Origin of the sequence: Halorubrum sp. Boch-26 (assembly GCF_029889805.1) — an archaeon.
In the GTDB taxonomy this organism is placed as follows: domain Archaea; phylum Halobacteriota; class Halobacteria; order Halobacteriales; family Haloferacaceae; genus Halorubrum.
In genome coordinates this window covers 1-16,842 of the sequence record NZ_JARANT010000056.1, presented here as the reverse complement: position 1 = coordinate 16,842, position 16,842 = coordinate 1, and the positions used below count along the sequence as shown (strand labels likewise).

12 protein-coding genes and 1 pseudogene are annotated in these 16,842 nt (G+C 69.4%); 7 read left to right on the top strand and 6 right to left on the bottom strand.

What is annotated here, in order from left to right:
* The 3 genes from OQF71_RS09385 to OQF71_RS09375 form a co-directional block, all read left to right on the top strand.
* Positions 1 to 1,290 (top strand): hypothetical protein (locus tag OQF71_RS09385; protein ID WP_280587265.1); only part of this gene is annotated, 1,290 nt, incomplete at its 5' end.
* On the top strand, positions 1,290 to 2,126 hold the full coding sequence (locus tag OQF71_RS09380) for a metallophosphoesterase (protein WP_280587263.1): 837 nt from the start codon (positions 1,290 to 1,292) through the stop codon (positions 2,124 to 2,126). The genes OQF71_RS09385 and OQF71_RS09380, both read left to right, overlap by 1 nt.
* Before the next feature lie 330 nt (positions 2,127 to 2,456).
* Positions 2,457 to 4,553 carry a histidine kinase N-terminal 7TM domain-containing protein gene (locus OQF71_RS09375; protein ID WP_280587261.1) on the top strand — a complete coding sequence of 699 codons (2,097 nt, stop codon included), beginning with the start codon at positions 2,457 to 2,459 and terminating at the stop codon, positions 4,551 to 4,553.
* A gap of 4 nt (positions 4,554 to 4,557) precedes the next feature.
* On the opposite strand, the gene OQF71_RS09370 is transcribed toward OQF71_RS09375, so the two are convergent.
* From OQF71_RS09370 to OQF71_RS09355, 4 genes are all read right to left on the bottom strand, one after another.
* Positions 4,558 to 5,022, bottom strand: a complete 465-nt coding sequence (locus tag OQF71_RS09370; RefSeq protein ID WP_280587260.1) for a hypothetical protein — start codon at positions 5,020 to 5,022, stop codon at positions 4,558 to 4,560.
* A complete protein-coding gene (locus tag OQF71_RS09365) occupies positions 5,019 to 6,179 on the bottom strand; it encodes a thiolase family protein (RefSeq protein ID WP_280587259.1) in 1,161 nt (386 codons plus the stop codon). The genes OQF71_RS09370 and OQF71_RS09365 overlap by 4 nt, the downstream gene beginning before the upstream one ends.
* An 80-nt stretch (positions 6,180 to 6,259) precedes the next feature.
* The gene (gene mutL / locus OQF71_RS09360) at positions 6,260 to 8,539 is read right to left on the bottom strand and encodes a DNA mismatch repair endonuclease MutL (RefSeq protein WP_280587258.1); all 2,280 of its coding nucleotides are present in this window, start codon (positions 8,537 to 8,539) and stop codon (positions 6,260 to 6,262) included.
* Positions 8,540 to 8,894: 355 nt separating this feature from the next.
* On the bottom strand, positions 8,895 to 10,028 hold the full coding sequence (locus OQF71_RS09355) for an ABC transporter ATP-binding protein (protein WP_280587256.1): 1,134 nt from the start codon (positions 10,026 to 10,028) through the stop codon (positions 8,895 to 8,897).
* A 259-nt stretch (positions 10,029 to 10,287) separates the two neighbouring features.
* On the opposite strand from OQF71_RS09355, the gene OQF71_RS09350 reads away from it, so the two are divergent.
* Genes OQF71_RS09350 through OQF71_RS09340 form a run of 3 tightly spaced genes read left to right on the top strand, consistent with a single transcriptional unit; the run spans position 10,288 to position 13,685 of the window.
* The gene (locus tag OQF71_RS09350; RefSeq protein ID WP_280587255.1) at positions 10,288 to 11,604 is read left to right on the top strand and encodes an extracellular solute-binding protein; all 1,317 of its coding nucleotides are present in this window, start codon (positions 10,288 to 10,290) and stop codon (positions 11,602 to 11,604) included.
* A 21-nt stretch (positions 11,605 to 11,625) separates the two neighbouring features.
* Positions 11,626 to 12,621 (top strand): sugar ABC transporter permease, encoded by a 996-nt coding sequence (locus tag OQF71_RS09345; RefSeq protein ID WP_280587253.1) that lies wholly within the window; start codon positions 11,626 to 11,628, stop codon positions 12,619 to 12,621.
* The gene (locus OQF71_RS09340; RefSeq protein WP_280587251.1) at positions 12,618 to 13,685 is read left to right on the top strand and encodes an ABC transporter permease subunit; all 1,068 of its coding nucleotides are present in this window, start codon (positions 12,618 to 12,620) and stop codon (positions 13,683 to 13,685) included. The genes OQF71_RS09345 and OQF71_RS09340 overlap by 4 nt, the downstream gene beginning before the upstream one ends.
* A 369-nt stretch (positions 13,686 to 14,054) precedes the next feature.
* Here OQF71_RS09340 and OQF71_RS09335 read toward each other — a convergent pair whose 3' ends face one another.
* Positions 14,055 to 15,086 (bottom strand): glutathione S-transferase family protein, encoded by a 1,032-nt coding sequence (locus OQF71_RS09335; RefSeq protein WP_280587250.1) that lies wholly within the window; start codon positions 15,084 to 15,086, stop codon positions 14,055 to 14,057.
* Between the two features lie 173 nt (positions 15,087 to 15,259).
* On the opposite strand from OQF71_RS09335, the gene OQF71_RS09330 reads away from it, so the two are divergent.
* Positions 15,260 to 16,552 carry an FAD-dependent oxidoreductase gene (locus tag OQF71_RS09330; RefSeq protein ID WP_280587249.1) on the top strand — a complete coding sequence of 431 codons (1,293 nt, stop codon included), beginning with the start codon at positions 15,260 to 15,262 and terminating at the stop codon, positions 16,550 to 16,552.
* Positions 16,553 to 16,589: 37 nt separating this feature from the next.
* Here the strand turns inward: OQF71_RS09330 and OQF71_RS09325 are convergent.
* Positions 16,590 to 16,793, bottom strand: a pseudogene (locus OQF71_RS09325) (Hsp20/alpha crystallin family protein); the annotation flags it as partial.
* Between the last annotated feature and the right edge of the window lie 49 nt (positions 16,794 to 16,842).

Genomic DNA, 16,842 nt, shown 5'->3' with positions numbered 1-16,842 from the left:
CGCGGGTTCACCTCGGTCCGGCCCGAGAGCCTCAACGAGGTCGACGCCGACACCCGCGACCGGTGGGTCGTCTCCGCCGCGGAGGCGACGCTCGACCGGCTCGCCGTCTTCGCGACGGCACTCGACTCTGACCTCCGGGGAGACGAGCTCCGCGCGGCCCTCGAATCGGGCGGCGCGCCCGCGGCGCTGGCGGCGGGGATCCCGAAGGCGATCGCCCACTACGACACCTCGACGGCCTACGTCGAGGCGGTCCGACGGCTCGCCGTCGACGCGCTGGAGCTGATCGCCGGCGACCGCGACGAGGTCCGCCCGCCCGACCTCGCCCCCGACGCGGGCGGCGAGGCGGCGATCGGCGCGCTCCCGGAGACCGACGTGACGATCGAGGCGCCGGCCGGGGCCGCGGCGCCGTCGGGGGCAGCCGTCGAAGCCGCCGCGGATTCCGAGACTGAGGCGACCGTCGGTGTTGAGGCCGAAACGGCCGACGATACCGAGGCCACGGCAGACACCGAGGCGACAGCCGATCCCGAGGCCGAGGCCACGGCAGACACCGACACCGAGGCGACCGCGGCGGTCGACGCCGGCGGCGACCCCGAATCGATCGAATCGGGCGGACCGACCGAGAACGACGCGCTCGACGGCGACGCGGAGCCCGCCTCGAACGACGGAGACGGCGGACTCGGCGACTTCGAGACCGGCGGCGACGATCTCGACGCGGCGGACAGCGCCGACGCCGACGAGGAGACGTTCGACGCCGACGAGGAGACGTTCGACGCCGACGAGGGAGGCGACGACGCCGCGGTCTCGGCCGACCCCGACGCCGCCGATCCGGATCCCGCGGCCGACGAGATGTACGAGCTCGACGACGAGGAGCGCGAGGAGATCGAGTCCGAGTTCGGCACCGACTTCGCGACCGGCTCCGAGGTCGACGACCCCGGCGAGGCCGACATCGACGTGCCCGACCCCGAAGACCTGCAGGAGACGCCCGAGGACGCGGCGGCCGACCCCGACGCCGATCCGATCGAAACGACGGGCGACGGCGACGCCGATGAGGCGGACGCGGCTGAGGACTCCGACGACGGCGACGCGGCAGCCGACGTCGACCTCGAAACCGCCGTCGTGGACGCCATGGGCGCGCTCGACGACGGCGACGGCGCCGACCGTGAGGCGGTCGTCGACCGGGTGGTCGCCGAGCACGGCGCCGACGACGGCGCCGTCGAGGACGCGATCCAGGACGCGCTGATGAGCGGGAAGTGCTACGAGCCCGGCGACGGCGTGCTCAAGCCGATCTGATGGTTACCGGCGCGTCGCCCGCCGTCGAGCCGGTCGTCGGCGAACCGGCGGCCGTGGCCGACCTCGGCGGTGAGCGCGCGCTGCTCGTCGCCGACGTGCACGCCGGTATCGAGGTCGGGCTCCGGTACGAGCGCGGCGTCGAACTCGACGACCGGGCGGACGAGCGCCGCGAGCGGCTCTGCGACCTCCTCGCGGAGACCGACGCCGACCGGCTCGTCGTCCTCGGCGACCTCGCGCACCGCATCGCGGCGCCGGAGGGCGAGGAGTGCGAGGAGTTAGAGACCCTGATCCGAGCGGTGACCGACCGGGTCCCGATGACGCTCGTCGAGGGGAACCACGACGGCGGCGTCGCGGAGGCGTTCGCCGACGGCCTCGGCGTGATCGGGGCCGGCGGCGGCGTGATCGGGGCCGGCGGCGTGACCGGTGGGAGCGATCGCGGGAGTGGAGTCGGTCGAGACGGAACCGGCGGCGTCGGCGTCTGCCACGGCCACACGTGGCCGGACCCGGGGCTGCTCGACGCCGACGTGGTGTGCATGGGTCACGAGCACCCGCAGGTCCGACTGGAGGACCCGGTCGGCGGTTCGCGCGTGGAGCGCGCGTGGCTGCGCGGCCGGATCGATCCGGCCGCGTTCGTGGAGGGCGGAGGGCCGCAGACGACCCCCTCCGGAGATCCCCCCGAACTCGTCGTCTTCCCCGCGTTCAACGACCGCTCGGGCGGAACGTGGGTCAACGTCGACGGGCAGTCGTTCCTCGCGCCGTTCCTCCCCGACGCGCTGCCGGCCGGAGACGCGTACTTGCTGAACGGGACGCGGCTCGGCGACTTCCGACGGGTGTGAGGCGTCGCCGTCGACGGCCCGCTCGAACCCACTCCGGTGGGGCCGGACCGCGTCTGATCGGCGATCGCATCGGAACTTCCACCGGACACCCTCACCGAGAGCGACGTAGCGGGGTCCGTCACGATACCGAGAACTGATTCTCATCGATTGAGAGCGCGGCCCTCGTGGACGTAGACCGTGCCGACCGATCGCAGTTTGTGCGGTTTTCGCCCGCAGAAGCCGCGTCTCAGTGACTCATCACAGCGACCGCATGAGGAACGAACCGTGCCTCATTACCACAATTGAGAATATGTGCATAAACTTATTTATATCGTACGGCTTCGTTCGGTCATGGGATTTTCTCCCGGTATCGCCACCGGGATTCTCCTCGGGATCTCTGGGTTGAACCTCGGGATCGCGGCCGTCGCGGTGCGGCGTAGAGAGGTTCGCGGCGCCGTGCCGTTCGCCGTGATCATGGTCTGCGTGTCGATCTACGCGCTGGGGAGCGGCCTTCGGGCGGGGAGCACGACGCTCGCGACCTATCGGCTCGGCCTCGTCGTCACCTATGTCGGACTGCTGGGGGTTCCGGCGACGGAACTGTGGTTCGTGCTGGTGTATTCCGGACACGAATCGCTCCTCAATCGTCGGTCCGGCGCCCTGCTCCTCGTGGAGCCGGTCGTCGTCTTCGCCCTCGTCGTGACGGCGCCGATGCACGACCTCCTGTGGACCATCGAGGGATTCACCGCGGGGCCGGGGCTCGCGACCGTTGAGCGCACGATGGGGCCGATGTTCTGGCTCAACATCGCGTACGGATACGTGCTGCTATTCGCGAGCTACGGTCTCCTCGCGCTCGTGGGCGTCCGAAGGCACCGCCGATACCGCCATCAGGTCGCACTGATGCTGATCGGCGGCATCGTGCCGGTTGTAGCGAGTCTGCTGTTCGTGACCGGCGTCGGCCCGGTGGGAGCGGCCGACGTTTCGATACTCGGCATCGACCTGCGAGGACTCGTGGACCCAACGCCGTTCGCGTTCACCGTCACTGGCATCATTTTCGCGCTCGCGCTCTTCCGCTTCGATTTCCTCGATCTGATGCCCGTTGCGAGGCACACTCTCGTCGACGAGATGGCCGACCCGGTCTTCGTCGTCGACATGCACGGGCGGCTCACCGACTTGAATCGCTCTGCCGCCGAGTTCCTCGGTAGCGAGGACGCCGCCGTGGGGAAGCCGGCCGCCGACGTGATCCCGTCTTTCGAAAGGCTGAATCGCGACGAGAGGAGTTCCGAGGTCGATGTCGTCGTCGAAGCCGCGAACGGAACGCGGTACTTCGACGCGAGCCGCACCTGGCTTACCGACAGAACCGGGTCGGCGGTGGGGTCGCTGCTCATCTACCGCGACGTAACCGAACGGCACGTCACGGAAGAACGGTTCCAACGCCTCATCGAACGGTCGTCGGACGTGGTGACCGTGATGGACGAAAGCGGCACGATGACGTACGTCAGCCCGTCGGTCGAACGAGTGCTCGGATACGACCCCGAGGAGCTGATCGGTGAGACGCTCATCGAGCGCGTCCACCCCGACGATCGGGAAGCGATCGCCGCGGAACTGTCGATGCACGCGGACGAGCCGGGGTACGCGGGGACGTACGTGGGGCGATTCAGTAACGCGGCGGGGAACTGGCGAACCATCGAAGCACGGGCGGTAAACCTGCTTGAGGACCCGTACGTCGGGGGGATCGTTCTCAACTCTCGCGACGTGACCGAACAACGGCGACGGAGTCGGCGACTGGAACACCAGAACGAGCGGCTCGATCGTTTCGCCGGCATCGTCGCTCACGACCTCCGAAATCCGCTGAACGTCGCGGTCGGCCGCGTCGAGCTGCTTCGCGAGGAGATCGCCGCCGAACAACAGGACGCCGCCGAGAGCGTCCAGCGTCAACTCGAACGGATGGAAGCCATCATCGGTGACGCGCTCACGCTGGCCCGATCGGGCGAGGCGCTCACCGAGACCACGGAGGTCCGCCTCGAAGCCGTTGCTCGCAACGCGTGGAAGAACGTCGACACCGCCGGGACGGATCTGGTCGTCGAAACGTCACTCCACCTCGACGGCGACAGGGATCGGCTGCTTAACGTGTTCGAGAACCTGTATCGGAACAGCGTGGAACACAACGAGACGACGGAGCTAACCGTCCGGGTCGGTCCCCTGTCCGATACGTTCGGATTCTACGTCGAGGACACCGGGGTGGGGATTCCCGAAGACAAACGCGATCAGGTAGTTGAAGAGGGCTACTCCACGAACCGAGAGGGTACCGGGTTCGGGCTCGCGATCGTCAGGGACATCCTCAAGGCTCACGGCTGGGAGCTTACGGTCTCGGAGAGCGACGAAGGCGGCGCGAGGTTCGAGATCGAGTGTTACGAGACGCCGATGGAGAAGCAATCCGCCACCGTGTGACCGCCTACTCGACCGGCCGAAACCGGAACCCGTCCCACTCCTGGCTCTCCGGCTCGCGGATCCCCGCGCCCGGCTCCCTGAGGTCGTCGGCGTAGACGGGTTCGACGCGGTCGCCGATGTCGACGTCGACGTCGCCCGGCTCGCTGCCGTCCTCCGCGTCTCCGCGCGGCGCGACCTGCCCGAGCGCGCGGACGACCGGCCCGTCGTAGTCGTCGCCCATCTCGAACTCGACGATCGCGAGGGTGTTCGGCTCGCGGACGCCCGGCGGGGTCGCCGTCGACGTCGTCCACGTGACCACGCGGGCTTCGTACTCGCGTAAGTCGACCGCCCCGACGCGCTCGGCGCCGTTCGGGCTCACGGTGTGGGGCGGATAGGTGACCGCACCGTCCGCGTACTCGGCGGCCTCGAAGGTGGGTTCGGCGCTGTTCTTCGGATCGTCGGCTCCGGTGTCGGTCTCGTGCTCGCTCATTGGCTCCCCTCCAGAATCGCGGTGGTCACGCAGTTCCCGAACCCGCCGACGTTGCAGGCGAGGCCCGTGTCGGCCTCGACCTGCCGCGGGCCGGCCTTCCCGGTGACCTGTTGATATATCTCGTACACCTGTGCGACGCCGCTGGCGCCGAGCGGGTGGCCCTTCGACTTGAGCCCGCCGGAGGTGTTGATCGGGAGCTCGCCGTCGCGGTCGGTGACGCCCTCCTCGACCGCCTTCCACCCCTCGCCCTTCTCGAAGAAGCCGAGGTCCTCGCTCTGGAGGAACTCGAGGATGGTGAACATGTCGTGCAGCTCCGCGACGTCGACGTCGTCCGGGGCGATCCCGGCCATCTCGTAGGCGATCTCCGAGGAGTCGACGACGCCGCCCATCGTCGTCGGGTCCGCGCGCTCGTGGACGACGTGGGTGTCGGTCGCGCCGCCGATTCCGGCTATCACCGCGTACTCGTCTTCGGGGACGTACTCCTCGGCGACCGACGCCGGACAGAACACGAGCGCCGCGGAGCCGTCCGTGATCGGACAGAAGTCGTACAGCCGGAGGGGGTCGGCGACGACCGGCGAGTCGAGCACCGTGTCGAGGTCGACCTCCTTCCGGAACTGGGCGTGGGGGTTGTCCACGCCGTTGGAGTGGTTCTTCACCGCGACCTTCCCGAGGCTCTCGCGGGGCGCGTCGTACTCGTCGAGGTAGAGCCGCGCGGTGAGCCCCGCGAAGGAGGGGAGCGTGACGCCGTGCTTGTACTCGACCGGGTGCGTGAGCGACGCGATCACGTCTGTCGCCTCCGCGGTCGTTCGGTGGGTCATCTTCTCGCCGCCGACGAGCATCGTGAGGTCGCTCGCGCCGGAGGCGACCGACTGCCACGCGGCGTACACGCCCGCGCCCCCCGAAGAGGAGGTCTGGTCGATCCGGGAGGTGTACGCCGGGGTCGCCGCGAGATCGTGGGCGAGCGCGTTCGGGACGCCGGTCTGTCCCTCAAATTCGCCGCTGGCCATGTTCGAGACGTACAGGTGGTCGAGGTCGTCGCCGTCGACGCCGGCGTCGTCGAGCGCGGCCGCGCCCGCCTCCGCCAGCAGCTCTCGCACCCAGGCGTCGCGCTGGCCGAACCGGGTCATCGACGCGCCGACGATCGCTACGCGTTCCATACGCGTGGGTCCACGGCGCCCGCCTAAAGCGTACCTCTCTGCGGTCGCCGAGCGGGCGACAGACTCGCGTCCCGCCCGACTCACTCCGCGCGCCGGCCCGCGTGACCGGGGTAGTCCCGCTCGAACCGCGAGCCGATCTCCTCGCGGTCGAGCCGGATCACGACCGGGCGACCGTGCGGGCAGGCGTACGGGTTCTCGCAGGCGTCGAGCCGGTCGAGCAGGTCGACGACCCGTCCCTCCGTCAGCGAGGTGTTCCCGGTCACGGAGGGGTAACACGCCAGGTCCGCGAGCAGCTCGTCGACGACGTCGGCGACCGGCTCGTCGCCCTCGGTGGCGTCGCCGACGAACGCCGAGAGGGCGTCCCGGAGGAGGTCCGGGTCGAGCGCGGCGTCGAAGACGGCCGGGACCGACTCGACGACCACTTCGCGCTCGCCCGCGCGCTCGGCGCGGAACCCGATCCCGGCGAGGTCGTCGACGAAGTCGTCGAACAGCGCCGCCTCTCGCGCCGTGAGTTCGACGCGGACCGGCTCCGCGAGCGCCTGCGCGTCGGCGCCGTCGGCGAACGCCTCCCGCAGGCGCTCGTAGTTCACCCGCTCGTCGGCCGCGTGCTGGTCGATCAGGACGAGCCCGTCCGGCGCCTCCGCGACGACGTAGGTGTCGTGGAGCTGCCCGAGCACCCGGAGCGGCGGGAGCGAGTCGTAGGCCCGCTCCGCGGCCTCGGTGGTGTCGCCGGCGAAGGTCCGCTGGGCGGTGGCGATCGAGCGCGACGAGAGCCCCGACTCTCGCCGCTCGTCCGACTCGCCAGCGACGTCGTCCGTGGCCGGGCCGGACTCCGTGGCCGGGCCGGACTCCGTGGCCGGGTCGGAATCGGCGTCCCGCGCGGAGTCGGCGGCGACGTCGACCCCCGAGTCGTCGAACCGGTCGAGTCCGTCCGGTCCCTCGGAGTCGGTCTCGGCCGCGGCCGCGCGTCCGCCGTCGTCTCCCGCACCGCCCTCGGCCTCGTTCGGGTCCGACTGCCAGCTCCGCGGCGACGGGCGGTCCGCAGTTGCGGCGTCCGGGTCGGCCGGGGACGGATCCGGCTCAGCGGCGTCGTCCGATCCCACGTCGCCGACCGCCCACGCGTCCTCGTCGGTCGGGTCCAGTTCGGACGCGCCGACCTCGTCGTCTCCATCGGCCTCGCGGTCGCCGAGCGCCGCGCGCTCGTGGTCGGTGCCGGCGCCGCCGACGGCCTCGGTCTCCGAGCCCTCGGGGTTGATCGCCGTCTGGTCCGGGGCCGACTGCCCCCGCGGCGCGGTCGAGCGGATCAGTCCGTCGTCGAGGAGCGCCGACTCGACCGCCTCCTCGACGGCGGCGCGCACGGCGCGCTCCTCGTCGAAGCGCACCTCCAGCTTCCGCGGGTGGACGTTCACGTCGACGTCGCCCGGCGGCACCTCGACGAACAGCACCGCGAAGGGGTAGCGGTCGGGCGCGAGTTGGCCGCCGTACGCCTCCAACACCGCCTCGCGCAGCGCGCTCGCGGTGACGTACCGGTCGTTGACGTAGGTGGCGAGGTACTCGCGGGTCGAGCGCGTCGTCTCGGGATGCGAGACGAGGCCGGTGACGCGGCGGACGGGCGGGTCGTCGGGGTCGCCGGCGGCGTGGGCCGAATCGACGCCGGCGCCGCCCTCGGGCGTCCACTCCACGTCGACCATCGCCTCCGCGACCTCGCGTCCGTACACGGCCAGCACGGCCGACCGGAGATCGCCGTTCCCCTCGGTGGCGAACGTCTCGCGGCCGTCGTGTTCCAGCGAGACGGCGACACCGGGGTTCGCGAGCGCGTAGCCGGTGACGACCGTGTTGACCCGGTCGAACTCGGTGGTCGTCCGCTTGAGGAACTTCTTGCGGGCTGGCGTATTATAAAAGAGGTCCGCGACCTCGACGGTCGTCCCCTCGGGACAGCCCGCCGGGCGCACCTCGCCGACGTCGCCGCCTTCGACGGTGATCTCGGCGCCCGCCTCGGCGCCCGGCGGGCGCGACCTGACGGTGAGCCGCGAGACCGCGCCGACGGTGTACAGCGCCTCGCCACGGAACCCAAGGGTGCCGACCCCGCGGTCGAGGTCCTCGATGTCGCCGATCTTCGAGGTGGCGTGCTCCGCGACCGCGGCCTCCAGCTGGTCGGCCGGGATCCCCACGCCGTCGTCGCGGACGCGGACCCCTTCGGTGCCGCCGGCCTCGACCGAGACGGCGACCCGGCTCGCGCCCGCGTCGAGGCTGTTCTCGATCAGCTCCTTGACGACGCTCGCCGGGCGCTCGACGACCTCGCCGGCCGCGATCCGCTGGACGGTGCGCTCGTCCAACCGCTCGATGTTCGGCGGCTCCATTGCTACTCTCCGGTCGGACGAGCGCGCACTTGAAGCCGTTGTCGCCGACGGCGACGTGAGGCGGACGGTGTACCGAGAACGCGTCGATTTATAAATCGATCCGCGGTGGCGCGTGCCGGCGAGCGCCTGAAAGGCGCGAGTCGCCCGCGCGAGGGAGCCCGCGAGCGCCCTTATAAGGGCGCTCGCGGCGAGGCTGGGGAGGCGTGAGGCTGCGGTGCCGTCGGTGGGGGGAGGACTCAAGAGGGCAGTCGCCGGCGGCGTTGCCGCCGGCTGCCAGAGGCGCTTCGCGCCTCGCGGCTGGGGCTTTGGAAGTGTTCACCGCCGATTCGCCAGCAACGACGTATAAATCAACGTGTCAGACGACCGCCGCGTCGATCTCCTCGTCGCTCAGGAAGACGTCCTCGCCGGTTTCGGCGTCGAACAGGTGGAGGTCCGCCTCGTCGAAGACGACGCCCACCTCGTCGCCGGCCGCGGGCTTGATGTCCGGGGTCGACCGCGCGAGGAAGTCCTCGTTCACGGCGAGGTGGACGTAGTTGTCGGAGCCGATCGGCTCGACGACCTCGACGGTCGACGCCAGCGTCTCACCGCCGGTCGGCCCCTCGACGATGTCGATGTTCTCCGGGCGGACGCCGAGCGTGTACGGTCCGGTCTCAACGTCGTGGCCCGCGACGTACTCGGCGGTGAGTTCGAGGTCGAGCCCGATCGACTCGTTTCGGATCACCGCGGTTGTCCCGTCGGTCTCCACGTCGACGTCGATGAAGTTCATCGAGGGCGACCCGATGAAGCCGGCGACGAACTCGTTGACCGGGTTCTCGTACACCTCGGTCGGCGCGCCGACCTGCTGGAGCTTCCCGTCGTTCAGGATCGCGAGGCGGTCGCCCATCGTCATCGCCTCCTCCTGGTCGTGGGTGACGTACATCGCCGTGACGCCGAACTCCTTCTGGAGCTTCTGGATCTCCGCGCGCATCTCGGTACGGAGCTTCGCGTCGAGGTTCGAGAGCGGCTCGTCGAAGAGGAACACCTCCGGCTCGCGAGCGATGGCCCGACCGAGCGCGACGCGCTGCTTCTGTCCGCCGGAGAGCTCGTCCGGCTTGTCGTCGAGCAGGTCCGCGATCCCCATCATCTCGGCCATCTCGGTCACGCGCTCGCGGCGCTCGTCTTTCGTCATGTCGGTGCTCATCTTGAGCCCGAATCCCATGTTCTCCATCACCGTCTTGTGGGGATACAGGGCGTAGTTCTGGAACACCATCGCGACGGGACGCTCCGTCGCGTGGATGTCGGTGACGTCCTCGTCGTCGAAGCTGACGGTCCCCGACGTTGGCTCCTCCAGTCCCGCGACCATCCGCAGCGTGGTGGTCTTCCCGCAGCCCGACGGCCCGACGACGGTCACGAACTCGCCGTCCTCGATCTCCAAGTCGAGGTCGTTGACGGCGACGATGGTCCCCCGGTCGAACTCCTTCCGGAGCGTGTCGAGCGTTACTCTTGCCATTTACTGGCAGAGGGTGCTTCGCGCATATTAGTTCTTCGCTGTTTTTCGGATATATGAGGAATAATTTCATCTCAGATATGGCCAGACGAGGGGTCGAGCGCGACCGTCGCGAAAGCGGGCGCGTGGAGCGGCACGGCCTCACAGCGAACGCGGCCGTCACTCGAGCGACCGTCAGCGGGAGACCGACGAGGGCGCGGAGCGCTTCTCCACCCACAAAAACTAAATGTATGAATATGTAATTCATCATTTGTTGTAACACATGACTGAGAAACGCAGAACGCTACTCAAGGCGATGGGGGGAAGTACCGCGCTCGCGGCGCTCGCGGGTTGTATCAGCACCGACAGCGGCGACGGCAGCGACGGCGGCGACGGCGGCGACGGCGAGGACGGAAGCGACGGCGAGTCCGACAGCTCCAGTGGGTCTGACGGGTCCGACGGCGACGACGGCGGAAGTCAGGGAACCGCGACGCTGTGGACCGACCTGTCCGACGGCGAGGACGAGGCGATGTCCTCGTACGTCGGGGAGTTCGAGTCGGAGACCGGCCACACGATCAACAAGGAAGAGCCCGGCGGCGAGCTCGACCAGCAGCTCGAGACCGCGATCCCGTCGGGCGAGGGCCCCGACTCGTGGATCTGGGCGCACGACTGGGTCGGCCGGTTCGCGGTCCGCGAGGAGCCGCCGTTCCTCTACGACGCGAGCGACGACGTCGAGTCGCTCGACGCGTTCACCGAGACCGCACAGCAGGCGGTTCAGTACGACGGCGCGCTCCACGGGCTCCCGTTCGCCTCCGAGACCGTCGCCCTGTATTACGACGAGGACGTGGTCGACGCGCCGCCGGAGACCCTCGAGGAGATGGTCTCCGTCATGGACGAGTTCCACGACCCCGAAAACGGCGAGTACGGCCTCTCGTACCCCGCCGCAAACCCGTACTTCGTCAGCGGGTTCATCCAGGCGTACGGCGGCGATATCTTCGACGAAGAGAACCTGGAAGTCACCCTCGACAGCGACGCTTGCAAGCAGGGGATGGACGCGCTCGAAACCCTGTTCGACTACGTCCCGGCCGACCCCGGCTACGAGTCGCAGATCGTCGCGTTCGCTGACGGGGCCGCCCCGTTCGCGATCAACGGCCCGTGGGAGCTCGCGAACCTCACCGATGAGATCGACAACCTCGGCGTCGCACCCCTGCCGACGGTCGACGGGAACCACCCGCGCACGTACTCGGGGATCCAGACGTTCTACTTCAGCGCCATGCTGAACGACGCCGATCAGTCGACGGTCGACGCGACCACCGGGCTCGCCGAGTGGTACACCACGAACGAGGAGGTCGTCGAGACCAACGCGGCCGAGCAGGGGTACATCCCCGTGCTCAGCTCCGTGGTCGAAGACGGGGACCTCTCGGCGGAAGTCGAGGCGTTCGCCCGGCAGGTCGACCACGGCGTCCCGATCCCGACCCACCCCGATATGAACAGCGTCTGGACGCCGCTGACCGAGGCGCTGACTCGCGTCTTCAACGGCGATCAGGAGAGCGGCCCCGCCCTCGATCAGGCGGCCTCCGAGATCAGGGAGAACCTGTAAGCGGTCTCTCACCCAGTTATCATGGCCTCCTCACACAGCGGTACCGGCGCGAGCGGCCTCGCACGGCTCCGAGCGGCGGTTCCGTTCTCCGGCCGCGACTGGGGCCTCCTCCTCGTAATTCCCGGCGTTATCCTCTTTTCGAGCTTCATGCTGTACCCGATCTTCTACCTGTTTTACATCTCGCTGACCGACGCGACGTTCGCCGGGTCGGTGATCGGGGGCGGCGCCGAGCTGATCGGGCTGGACAACTACCTCCAGCTGTTCGGCGACTCGCAGTTCTGGACGTCGATGTCGACGACGTGGCTGTTCGTCGCGGTCTCGCTCGTGATCAAGGTGTTCGTCGCCGTCGGCATCGCCCTCCTGTTGAACCACGCGCGCGTCGTCGGCAAGCGGTACATGCGCGCGGCGGTGATCGTGCCGCTCGGGTTCCCCGGGATCTTCACGATCACCGTCTGGCGCGGGATGTTCAGCGACGCCCGGTTCGGCGTCTTCAACACGATACTCGGGCGGTACAACGGGATCGCGTCGTCGCTGTCGGCGCCCGAGTTCCTCCTCTTCGACGTGCCGATCGGCTTCCTCAGCGGCCGTTGGGAGGCGTTCTTCGCGTACGTGACCACGGAGGTGTGGCTGGCGTACCCGTTCATGGTGATCATCATCGTGAGCGCGCTCCAAGACGTGCCCCGCGAACTCCACGAGGCGGCGATGGTCGACGGTGCGGGCTTCCTCCAGCGGTTCCGCACCGTGACGCTGCCCGCGATCCAGCGGCCGGTGCTGTTCGCGTCGATCCTCACCGGCGCGACCTCGTTCCAGCAGTTCCTGATCCCGTGGGTGTTCAACCAGGGCGGCCCGGCGCGGCAGAACGAGCTGATCATCGTGTACGGCTACCGCGAGGCGATCAGCTTCAACCAGTTCGGGCTCTCGGCCGCGATCCTCATCGTCGCGATCGCCGTCATCGGCCTGTTCATGTACGCCGCCGTGCGGTACGGCGGCCTCGCCGAGGGGGTGGGTGAGCGATGAACGCCCTCGCCTCCGTCTTGGCGCTGCTCCGCGCGAAGCTCGTCGGGTTCGCGACCGCCCCGAAGCGGTTCGTCGTGACGGTCCAGCGGGCCGTCTACGACCTCCGCACCGGAAAGCGGACGCCGTGGGACGTCGGGAAGAGCGTCCTGATGACGGCGTTCGGCCTGTCGATGGTGCTAATTCTACTGTTCCCGCTGTTCTGGATCTTCACGGCGTCGCTCGCGGAGGGGACCCGGCTGTTCAACACCGGCGGGATCTTCCCCGACCCGACGACGTACAACCTCAACGCGTATCGGTGGGTGCTGTTCGAGTCTAACTTCTTCTTCGTCGACGGCGACTGGGGATACCCTCAACTCGTCATCGGCGGGGGGAACGGCCTCGTTCCGATCGCCTTCCGGTGGGCCGGGACCGAGACCGGGCCCGGCGCGGTGTTCAACAGCCTCTACCTCGTGAGCGTGACGATCGTCGCCGGCTTCGGGATGATCGTGCCGGCGGCGTACGCCTTCTCACGGCGGAGCTTCATCGGCCGGAAGCGCATCCTCTACGGGTACGTCCTCTTCACGCAGATCGGTGCCGGCCTCTCGATCGCGACGCTCGTGGCGCTGTACTCGTTGTTCAGCTCCTACGGACTGACGAACAACCTGTTCATCCTCGGGCTGTTCTACGCGGCCGGCGCGATTCCGTTTAACACCTGGCTGCTGAAGACGTACATGGACAACATCCCCGTCTCCTACGAGGAGGCGGCGATGGTCGACGGCGCGAGCTTCCTGGACACGATCCGGGAGGTGATCCTCCCGCTGACGAAGCCGGGGCTCGCCGTCGTGCTCATCTTCGTCTGGCTCGCCGGGTGGAACGAGTTCATCATCGCGCAGACGCTGCTCTCGCCGGAGAACTACCCGCTCTCGGTGGAGCTGTACAACCTCGCGACCGAGGGCCGGTTCTCCACGCCGTGGACGCGCTTCGCGGCGTTCGCGAACCTGTTCGCGCTCCCCGTCGCGATCGTCTACTTCGCTGCCCAGCGCTCCGTCGAGGACGGCCTCTCGTTCGGCGGCATGGAGGGGTAAATCGGCGTTCGCTCCGGGTTCTCTCCCTTCTGTGTTTTTCTCGTTCCGCGACTTTTCTTTTAAACGGTTTCTCGTTTTGCGCGTTCTCCGTGATTGGTGGTCGACGGCGGAGCGGCGGTGTACACCTCAAAGCCCCAGTCGCGAGGACTCGCGCGACTCGCTGCGCTCCTCGCTCAGTCGCTACCGCTCCTTCGCTGTGGTGCTTGCGTCGTCGTGCTTCGTCCTCGCGACTGCCCCTTTGAATCCCACCCCGCACCGCACAGCACCGCAGCCTCACGCGGGCGACTCGCGGCCTGTCGGCCGCTCGTCGGCGCGCGCCGCCGCAGATCGGTTGATAAATAGCGCCCCTCGTGCGGGGTCGTTCGACTCTCAGTCGTCCGCGGTCGGCGTCGGCGCCTCGCCGCCGAGCCGGTCGCGGTCGTGCGGCGCCTCCCAGTCGAGGTCCGGACCGCGCGCGATGATCCCGGAGGGCGTCACGTCCGGGTGGGTCGTGTAGTAGTGCTCCTTGATGTGGGCCATGTTCACCGTCTCGGCGACCCCCGCCGTCTGGTAGAGGTCGCGGAGGTACGGCCAGAGGTGCTCGTACTGGTGGACGAACGTCCGGTTGCACATGAAGTGAGTGTGGTACACCTGGTCGAACCGCACCAGCGTGGTGAACATGCAGATGTCGGCCTCGGTGAGCGAGTCGCCGACGAGGTACCGCTGGTCCGCGAGGTGATCGTTCCAGCGGTCGAGCGCGCCGAACAGGTCATCGATCGCCTCGTCATAGGCGTCTTGGGACTTCGCGAAGCCGGCGCGGTAGACGCCGTTGTTGACCGGCTCGTAGATCTCGGTGATGACCTCATCGACGTCGGCGACGGTCGCCTCGTCGCCGGCGTCGGGCAAAAGAGACACGTCGTTACCGAGGTCGTCGAACGCGGTCGAGAGCATCCGAAGGATCTCGCGGGACTCGTTGTTGACGATCGTCTCCTCCTCGGTGTCCCACAGCACTGGGACCGTCACCCGACAGGTGGCGTTCGGGTCGGCCGCGACGTACAGCTCCCGGAGGTAGTCGCTGTCGTGGAGGGGGTCGGGCGTGCAGCCCGCCTTCTCGGGGGTGAACTGCCAGCCGTCCTCGCCGCGGTACGGGTCCACGACCGAGACGTCGATGGCGTCCTCCAGGCCGAGCAACGACCGCGCGAGCAGGGTGCGGTGCGCCCACGGGCAGGCGTAGGAGACGTACAGGTGGTACCGGCCCGCCTCCGGCTGGAACCGCTCGTCCGGCTCGGCGTCGACGTGGTCGGGCACGTCGCTGCCGGCGATCCAGTTCCGGAAGCCCGTCTCGCCGCGTTGGAACGATCCGTCCTCGTCCGTCGCCTCGTACGCGTCGGTCCGCCACTCGCCGTCGACGAGTTGGTTCATACCGAACGTACGGGCTCGACGCTCATAACGTGGCCGGGGACATACGCGTCACCCGGTCTGCGGGCCGCCGCGAACGCCTTCCGAGGCCCCTCCCCGCGAGCGCCTCCCGAGGCCCCTCCCCGCGAACGCACCTCGGCGCCACCGTTAACACGGCTCCCGCGAGAGCCGAGCGCATGAGCCGATCCGCGAGAGACGACACCGTGCGAGACGATCTCAGGGAGCCGCCGGCCGTCGCGGTCGTCGGCGGCGGCGCGGTCGGCGCCACCGTGGCCGCCGACCTCGCGGCGCGCGGCGCCGACGTGACCCTCTACGACCGCGGCGAGCTCGGCGCGGAGAGCTCCGGCCGCGCCGCCGGCGTGCTGTACGACGCGTACGCCGAGGACGTCGACGCCGCCCTGGCCGCCCGCGCGATGGAGCGGTTTCGGGCGTTCGACCGGTCGCTGCCCGGCTTCGAATTCACGCCGTGCCCGTACGTGATCGCGGTCCGCGAGGGCGACCCGGACGCCGACGCCGTTCCCTCGATGGTCGACCGGATGCGCTCGCACGGGCGGGACGTCTCCGTGATCGATCTCGCCGCCCTCGCAGACCGGTTCCCGATCGCGACCGACGACCTCGCGGTCGCCGCGGTGGCCGAGGGCGCGGGGTGGTGCGACCCCGCGAGCTACGTCGCGGCGATGGGACGCCGAGCGCGCCGCGAGGGGGTCGCCGTCGAGACCGAGACGGCCGTCTCGGTGACCGACAACGGGGCGGAGCTCCGGGTCCACGCGAGCGAAGACGCGGCCGGCGGAGGGGGAAGCCGAGGCGCGGTCCGCGAGTTCGACGCGGTCGTCGTCGCCGCCGGCGCGCACAGCGCCGACGTCCTCGCGGACGCCGAGATCGCGGTCCCGGTCGTCCCCTATCGCGTGCAGGCGCTGACGAGCGGGGTCGCATACGACGGCCCGATGGTGTACGACGCGACCGCGGGCGTCTACCTCCGGCCGCACCCGACCGGGCTGCTGGCCGGCGACGGGACCGAGCCCGTCGCGGCCGACCCGGACGAGTACGACCGCGAGGGCGACGAGTGGTTCGTCGACTCCGTGAGCAAGACGCTACGGGAACGCGTCGACGCCGTGGGCGACGGCGGGTCCGACGACGAGGCACCGAGCGTGGAGCGGGCGTGGGCCGGGCTCTGCACGGCGACGCCCGACGGCGACCCGCTCGTCGGGCCCGTCGGCGGCGAGCGCCCCGACCGGGGCGGCGACGCGGACCGCCTGTTCGTCGCCACCGGCTGGCAGGGCCACGGGTTCATGCGCGCGCCGGCGGTCGGGGAGCTCGTCGCCGAGGGCGTGCTGGCGTCGCTCGACGGGACCGACGCCGACGCTCCCGAATCGCCGTGGATCGGGCCCTTCGACCCCGACCGGTTCGACGGCGACGAGGCGTTCGAAATCACGGAGGGGATGTCGGTCGAAGCGCGGGTCGGAGAGTGAGAAAAGAGACGCGGGGCCGCGTCGGGGGGCGTCGAGCTCAGCGCTCGTCGGCGTCGTCTTCCTCGACGACGGCGACGTCCTGCGCGTCGTCGTTCTTCGGGATCTCCACCTGAAGCGTCCCGTTGCGCGTCAGCGTCGCGTTCGCGCCCTGCGGCGTGACGTTCGCGTCGCGGGGGAGGTCCGCGCTCCCGGAGAGGGAGATCCCCCGTCCGGGGAACAGCATCTCGTAGCCGTCGTAGAACTGTCTCATATGCACATCTCCGGGCCCACGAGACTAAGGCGCAGCGCGT

Coding starts and splice junctions, on each gene's coding strand:
- OQF71_RS09350 (WP_280587255.1), top strand. CDS start 10,288: ATGACTGAGAAACGCAGAACGCTACTCAAGGCGATGGGGGGAAGTACC.
- OQF71_RS09380 (WP_280587263.1), top strand. CDS start 1,290: ATGGTTACCGGCGCGTCGCCCGCCGTCGAGCCGGTCGTCGGCGAACCG.
- OQF71_RS09365 (WP_280587259.1), bottom strand. CDS start 6,179: ATGGAACGCGTAGCGATCGTCGGCGCGTCGATGACCCGGTTCGGCCAG.
- OQF71_RS09340 (WP_280587251.1), top strand. CDS start 12,618: ATGAACGCCCTCGCCTCCGTCTTGGCGCTGCTCCGCGCGAAGCTCGTC.
- OQF71_RS09345 (WP_280587253.1), top strand. CDS start 11,626: ATGGCCTCCTCACACAGCGGTACCGGCGCGAGCGGCCTCGCACGGCTC.
- OQF71_RS09330 (WP_280587249.1), top strand. CDS start 15,260: ATGAGCCGATCCGCGAGAGACGACACCGTGCGAGACGATCTCAGGGAG.
- OQF71_RS09335 (WP_280587250.1), bottom strand. CDS start 15,086: ATGAACCAACTCGTCGACGGCGAGTGGCGGACCGACGCGTACGAGGCG.
- OQF71_RS09355 (WP_280587256.1), bottom strand. CDS start 10,028: ATGGCAAGAGTAACGCTCGACACGCTCCGGAAGGAGTTCGACCGGGGG.
- OQF71_RS09375 (WP_280587261.1), top strand. CDS start 2,457: ATGGGATTTTCTCCCGGTATCGCCACCGGGATTCTCCTCGGGATCTCT.
- OQF71_RS09370 (WP_280587260.1), bottom strand. CDS start 5,022: ATGAGCGAGCACGAGACCGACACCGGAGCCGACGATCCGAAGAACAGC.
- mutL (WP_280587258.1), bottom strand. CDS start 8,539: ATGGAGCCGCCGAACATCGAGCGGTTGGACGAGCGCACCGTCCAGCGG.